This is a genomic window from Nonomuraea lactucae, assembly GCF_003313395.1.
Taxonomy (GTDB): Bacteria; Actinomycetota; Actinomycetes; order Streptosporangiales; family Streptosporangiaceae; genus Nonomuraea; species Nonomuraea lactucae.
In genome coordinates this window covers 1-6,236 of the sequence record NZ_QNFZ01000852.1, presented here as the reverse complement: position 1 = coordinate 6,236, position 6,236 = coordinate 1, and the positions used below count along the sequence as shown (strand labels likewise).

The following is a 6,236-nucleotide window of genomic DNA, read 5'->3' as shown; positions in this document are numbered from 1 at the left end:
CCAGCCACCACCCCCAACACCACACCCAACGACTCCAACACCCCCCCAACCGTCACCCCATCAAAAGCCGCGATCGAGAAGTCGGCCTCCACAGCCGCCCGCTCTCCGCCATGCCACTCGACCACCAGCGGCCGGCTCGACACCTCGCGGTATCCGGCGGCCGGCTCCGGCCGGGTGTGGCAGGTGACCACGCTGTCGAAGAGGGCGAGGTCGCCGGAGATGGGCGAGCAGCGCTGGATGTCGGACGACGGCGTCGACGCGAACCTCGACACCGCCACCTGCGTGTCGCGCACATCCGCCAGCCACTCCGCGAAGGGCATGCCGGACGGCACCCGCACCCGCAGCGGCACGGCGTCGGAGGACACCCCGGCGGGCACCCCGGCGGGCACCCCGAGCGGCACCCCGGCGGACACCTCGTCGGGCACCCCGGCGACCGGGCGGGGTGGTTCCGTCTCCGGCGATCCACCGGAGAGCGGCAGCCCGAACACCACATCCGGCTCACCGGCGTACCGCGACAGCACCAGCGCCCACGCGGCCCGCACCACCGTGCCCAGCGTCACACCGGCCTGGACGGCCAGCCGTTCCAGTCCCTCGGCCACCTCGCCCGGCAGCTCCACGCGGCGCCGGTCCCGAGCCCAGTGCGTGCTCGCCTGCCGGTCGACCGGCAACGGAGTGGGCGCGTCGAACCCGGCCAGATACCCCCGCCAGAACTCCTCCGCCTCGCCCACCGTAGCGGCCGGCCCGGAGGAAGCGGACCCCCTGGAGGGGGTGGTGATCCCAGACGGCGCGGAGGTCGCGGACGGGGCGGAACGCACAGGCGCCGCGGGTTCCTCGCCCTGCGACAGCGACTGGTACGTCTGCCAGACCTGGTGGATGTCCAGCGTGCCGTAAGTGTCCAGCGCGCCCGCCACCGCTCGACCATCGCCGAGCCCGGGGCTCTGCCAGGTGCTCCACACGAGCCAGAACCGGCCGCCACCCCGGCCGACCAGGCGCAACCGCACCCCGAGCGCCCCCACCCTGGAAGCGCTCCGGTCGAGTGAGCCGTTGGAGCCGCCCCAGTGGCTGCCCCGGGGGCCCCTCTCGTGCTCCTCGTCGTCCTGGAGAAGCTCGGCGAGCCGGACGTGCTGGGTGTCCTCCTGCGCCTGAGAGTCCGACCAGTCAACCACCTCGAGCGGCAAGGGCTCAGCTACGGAGAGTGATGAATCCGACACATCGCCCGCCGGCGGCGCCAGGCGCCGGCGCGCCGTCAATTCCCACGCCTGGCCGAACAAACGCTCGTCCAGGTCACAGGTGAATTCGTAGAGCCGATGCGCCCAAGAACCGGCGCGCGTTTCCGCGTCCTCCGACGACTTTCCGCCCCAGTGCGGCGTCAACTGGCCGGGATCTTTCGCCAAGATTTACTTCCCATTCAGGTCGTCAGGATATTCACATTGCGGCGGCAGGCGGGATCGACAGCACACCCAGCGTGCTACCGCTCCAAACTAGGCCGTGCCTATTTCAAGCAGTTTTCAGTGTGATGTCTGTTGCCTTCAGGAGAAGCGGGGTTAGAGTGGCCCTGCCTTCCCACATATATGCAGATTACGGGGGCTTTTGCTGGTTCGACAGCCAAAATCTGGCATCTCGTAGGAGGTGGAATGCTCGAGTTCGGCCTGCTTGGACCGTTCAGCGTCAAGCTGGACAGCAAGGAGATCCGGATACCCGGTCGCGGTCCCAAAGCGGCTCTCGCGCTGCTCTTGCTCAAACCCGGAACCGTGCTTTCAACGACCCGGCTGATCGACGCGCTCTTCGACACGGAAATGGCCGACGTGGACCAGGCCAGACTGCTCAACCGAGTCCGGATTCACATTTCCCGGCTGCGGGCGACGCTGGAACCGTGCAACGTCTCGATCACCTCGCTGGACGGGGGATACCTGCTACGCCTACCACCTGACACAGTCGTCGACGTCTCCCAGTTCAAACTCCTGGCCCGTGAGGGGCGGGCGGCGCTGCAGAGCGGGCGTCATCTCGAGGCCGCGAAACTGCTGGAGGGGGCCCAGCAGTTCTGGCGGGGTCCCGCGCTCACCGGACTCGCCGGCCGTTATTTCGAGGCCGAGGCCGACCACCTGGAACAGCTTCGCATCGAGGCCATCGGCGACCACATCGACGCGACGCTCGCGCTCGGAAACCACTCCGAGGTCACGGAGGAGCTGTACGAGCTGATCCGGGACCATCCGCTCAACGAGCGGTTCTACGGCCAGCTGATGCTGGCCCGTCACCGTTCCGGCTACAGCGGGGAGGCGCTGCAGATCTTCGCGGACCTGCGCGAGTCCCTGGCCGACACGCTCGGCACGGATCCGAGCCCGGCGTTGCGGGGACTCCACGAGCAGATCCTGCGCCAGGCCCCCTCCCTGGGCGTCGTGGCCCCGGCCTCGCACGTGCCCCGGCAGCTGCCGGCCCGTCCCCGGGCCCTGATCGGCCGCAACTCGGAGCTGGACGAGATCCGGCTCGCCCTGGAGCAGCGGGAGCCGCTGGTCGTCGTCAGCGGCCCGGGGGGCACGGGCAAGACCATGCTCGCCCTGGAGGCGGCCCACGAGGTGTCGCCGCGGTTCCCCGACGGCGTGCTGTTCACGGACGAACCCGAGGACCCCGACACGGTCCTGGAGAGGTTTCTGCGCGCCATGGGGGCGGCTGACATCCCGGCGGGCACGAGCGAGCGGAGCGCGCTGTTCCGGTCACTGCTCACGGGGCGGCGGATGCTCATCGTGCTGGACAACGTGACGGGGGTGCAGCACCTACGACCGATCATGCCCGGCGATCCGGGCAGCGCGGTAATCGTAACCAGCCGCTCGCCACTCACGTCGCTGAGGCCGTACCGAATCACACTCGGTCCGCTCCCCCTGCATGCCGCGCGCACGCTGCTGACCCGTGGCAGCAGGTACGGCCGGCGGCCGGAGGAGCCGGAGGCGGCCAACCGCGTGATCGAGCTGTGCGGGGGCCTACCGCTGACCATCGACATAGCCGCCGCGAAGCTGGCGGCCAAGCCGCACTGGACGATGAGCCATCTGGCGACCCTGCTGGCCAACCGATCGAGCATGCTCGACGCGCTGAGCCACGACGACAGGGCGATGCGCCCGGTGCTGAACCATGACTATCAGGCGCTCAGCCCGGCGGCCCGGTCGCTGCTCCGCAAGATCGGCTATCGGGCGTCCCGTGAGATCGACATCTGGACGGCCGCCGCGCTGGAGGGAGTTCCCGCGGGGGAGGCGATGCGCAGGCTCGACGAGCTGACCGACGCCCACCTGCTCCGCGCCGAGCTGGTCAACGGCTGCACCGTCTACCAGTGCCCCGATCTCATCCTGGCCTTCGCCCGCGAGCGCGCCCTGGTGGAGGACGACTCCGCCACGCTCTCGGCCGCCGTGGAACGCACACGGTCTCCACGCCTCGTGGCGTGCGCGCAGGCCCCGTCGTGACCCGGCCGCCCATCACGCCCGTGTCGGGCCGGGTCATCGCATCGAGGACCCGGCGCTGACCACGTCCGTGACTGGGCGTCCATGACGTCGTACCGGTCCGGCGGCCTCCAAGGCGCCGGATCCAGCGAGCGGGAACGCCTGACACAGGCACGCACGACCGACCTCACGGTGCCTGCTCACAGTCCGTCGGAGGGCCGTGTGCGTGCTCTTAAAACGCACCGCCTCTGAGGGCGCCGTTGATTTTAAACACACGATGCCGGGGCGCCGCCGGCCGGAGACACGCCGTGGGCCCACCCTTCCGGATCGCGTCCCAGGCGCACCTCCACAGCTCTGACAACCTCTGTCGAGGATATTGTCGGCAGGAAGATAAGGTCCTTGTAAAGCCCTGCGCGGACCCGTTTCAGAGCTGTCAGGCGGCTCCGGAGCCGATCGCCAGCCCGTCGAGGACCTCCTTGGCGACCGGCGATACCTGGTCGTTGAGGTAGAAGTGACCGCCTGGATAGATCCGGAGCTCGGCGTCGCCGGTGGTGTGCGCGCGCCACCCGCCGGCCTCCTCGACGGTCGTTACGGGATCGGCGTCACCGACCAGGATGGTGATCGGGCACGTCACGGTCGCGTCCGCGTCGGGAACGTACGTCTCCACGGCCTTGTAGTCGCTGCGCACGATCGGCAGGGTCAGCTTAAGAATGTCTGTGTCGTCCAGCAGGTCCTGGGCCGTGCCGTTGAGGCGCCGTATCTCCTTGACCAGGCCGTCGTCGTCGAGGCGGTGGAGGCTCTCCAGGCCCAGCATCGAGGGGGCGCGGCAGCCCGAGACGAACAGGCGCACCGGCTGACCTCCCGTGTGCCGCTCGAAGAGGCGAGCCGTCTCGAAGGCCACGAGGGCGCCCATGCTGTGCCCGAAGAAGGCGTAGGGGCCGTTCAGCTCTCCGCGCAGCGCGGTGAAGATCGAGTGGGCCAGGCCGGGGATGGACTCGAAGTGCGGGTCGCTGTTGCGGTCCTGGCGGCCCGGGTACTGCAGCGACAGCACGTCGACACCGGGCGCCAGCGTCCTGGACAGGCGCAGGAAGGAGCTCGCCGCGCCGCCCGCGTGCGGGAAGCACACCAGCCGCACCCCGCCGCTCGCGGTCCCGCCGAACCGGCGGACCCACCTGCGCGCATCGTTGACCGACATGGTGCTCCTTTGCTGCTCTCGGAAAGTACCGCTCTCGGAAGTGCCGCTCTCGGAAGTGCCGCTCTCGGAAGTGCCGCTCTGCAAGCTGCTCTCGGAAAGTGCCGCTCCGGCGAGGGGGTGCCCGGAGACAGGCGCGGGGCGCGCGAAGGCCCCTCCCGGCCTGTGCGGCCGGGAGGGGCGCCGGCTCAGTCCTCGGTCCAGCCGTGTTTCTGGGCGACGTCGGCCAGGCTCTCCCGAACCTGCGTGATCTGCAGCGCCGTCAGCGTCGGCGCCGCGGACAGCAGCGTCTCGGTGACCTCGTGCAGGAACTCGTCTCGTGACAGCACGTCACAGGTGCCGTCGTCGTCCAGCTCCGATACGGGGACCGGAGCGCTCTTCTCCGCGGGGACGACGTTGCCGGTCCCCTTGTCGAGGGCGCGTACGGCGAAGGCCTTCAGGCCCCGCTCGCCCTCCACTACCTCGAATTCGACGGCGACCCCCGGCGCGAACGTGCTCTTCTCGTCCAGGAAATCGTTGGCGTGGACGAATACATCCTCGCCCCCACCGTCCGGGACGATGAACCCGTAACCACGAACCTCATCGAATCGTAGAATTCTTCCCGTCCGCAACACTAACTCCCATCCGCAACACAACATGTGGCGCTCGCACGTTATCAATAAGTGGATTGCCCGTATAGCGAGCGCGATAACGCACGCGTCAGCGGGAGGCGGGGCGGCCCGCCCGGTGACCGTCCGACCGCGGCACGACGAGGCCCGACTCGTAGGCCGTCACGACGGCCTGGACGCGGTCGCGCAGGCCGAGCTTGCGCAGCAGCCGGCTCACGTGCGTCTTGACCGTCTCCTCGCTGACCACGAGCCGCGGCGCGATCTCGGCGTTGGTCAGCCCCTCGGCGACGAGCCGGAGCACCTCGACCTCGCGCGGCGTCAACTCGGCCAGCAGGGGCGAGGCCGGGCGAGGCCGGAAGCGGGCGAACTCACCGATGAGCCGCCGAGTGACGCTAGGAGCGAGCAGCGCCTCACCGGCGGCCACCACGCGGACCGCGTCGAAGAGCCGTTCGGCTGTGACGTCCTTGAGCAGGAACCCGCTGGCCCCGGCGGCGAGCGCGTCGTACACGTGCTCGTCCAGGTCGAAGGTGGTGAGCATGAGGATGCGCGGAGGCTCGCCGTCCGCCGCGCCGGCCGTGATCTGGCGGGTCGCCTCGATGCCGTCCATGGTGGGCATACGTACGTCCATGAGGACGACGTCGGGGCGGTGCGCGCGGCAGTGGGAGATCGCCTCGGCCCCGTCGGCGGCGGTCGCCACCACCGTGAAGTCGGGCTGGGTGTTGAGCAGCGCCGCGAATCCGGCGCGGACGACCTCCTGATCGTCCACGACGACGACGCGGACCGCGTGCTCGGCGCTCACACTCCGGCTCCCGTCCGCGCGGAGTCCGCCACGGGCAGGGTGGCCTCCACGAGGAAGCCGCTACCGGCCACGGGGCCGATCCGCAGCCGCCCGCCGACGGTCGCGACGCGCTCGCGCATCCCGAGCAGGCCGTGCCCGCCGTGGCCCGCGTGGCCCTGGGGGCCGTCACGTCCCCCGGCCCCCTGCCTCCCCTGACCGGCCTGTCCCCCGGT

The 6,236-nt window shown here is 70.0% G+C and carries 5 protein-coding genes and 1 pseudogene; 1 reads left to right on the top strand and 5 read right to left on the bottom strand.

What is annotated here, in order from left to right:
• A partial coding sequence (locus tag DQW85_RS29575; protein WP_205315506.1) for a condensation domain-containing protein occupies nt 1-1,166 on the bottom strand: 1,166 nt, incomplete at its 3' end.
• Between the two features lie 468 nt (nt 1,167-1,634).
• Between DQW85_RS29575 and DQW85_RS29570 the strand changes: the two genes are divergently transcribed.
• Entirely contained in the window at nt 1,635-3,449 is a 1,815-nt protein-coding gene (locus DQW85_RS29570; protein WP_162795475.1) for an AfsR/SARP family transcriptional regulator, read from the top strand.
• A gap of 409 nt (nt 3,450-3,858) precedes the next feature.
• On the opposite strand, the gene DQW85_RS29565 is transcribed toward DQW85_RS29570, so the two are convergent.
• From DQW85_RS29565 to DQW85_RS29550, 4 genes and pseudogenes are all read right to left on the bottom strand, one after another.
• A complete protein-coding gene (locus tag DQW85_RS29565) occupies nt 3,859-4,620 on the bottom strand; it encodes a thioesterase II family protein (protein ID WP_113703122.1) in 762 nt (253 codons plus the stop codon).
• Nucleotides 4,621-4,805: 185 nt separating this feature from the next.
• A complete protein-coding gene (locus DQW85_RS29560) occupies nt 4,806-5,228 on the bottom strand; it encodes a cold-shock protein (RefSeq protein ID WP_113703121.1) in 423 nt (140 codons plus the stop codon).
• Nucleotides 5,229-5,316: 88 nt separating this feature from the next.
• Nucleotides 5,317-6,024 carry a response regulator gene (locus tag DQW85_RS29555; protein WP_113703120.1) on the bottom strand — a complete coding sequence of 236 codons (708 nt, stop codon included), beginning with the start codon at nt 6,022-6,024 and terminating at the stop codon, nt 5,317-5,319.
• Nucleotides 6,021-6,236: pseudogene (locus tag DQW85_RS29550) on the bottom strand (hypothetical protein); the annotation flags it as partial. The pseudogene DQW85_RS29550 and the gene DQW85_RS29555, both read right to left, overlap by 4 nt.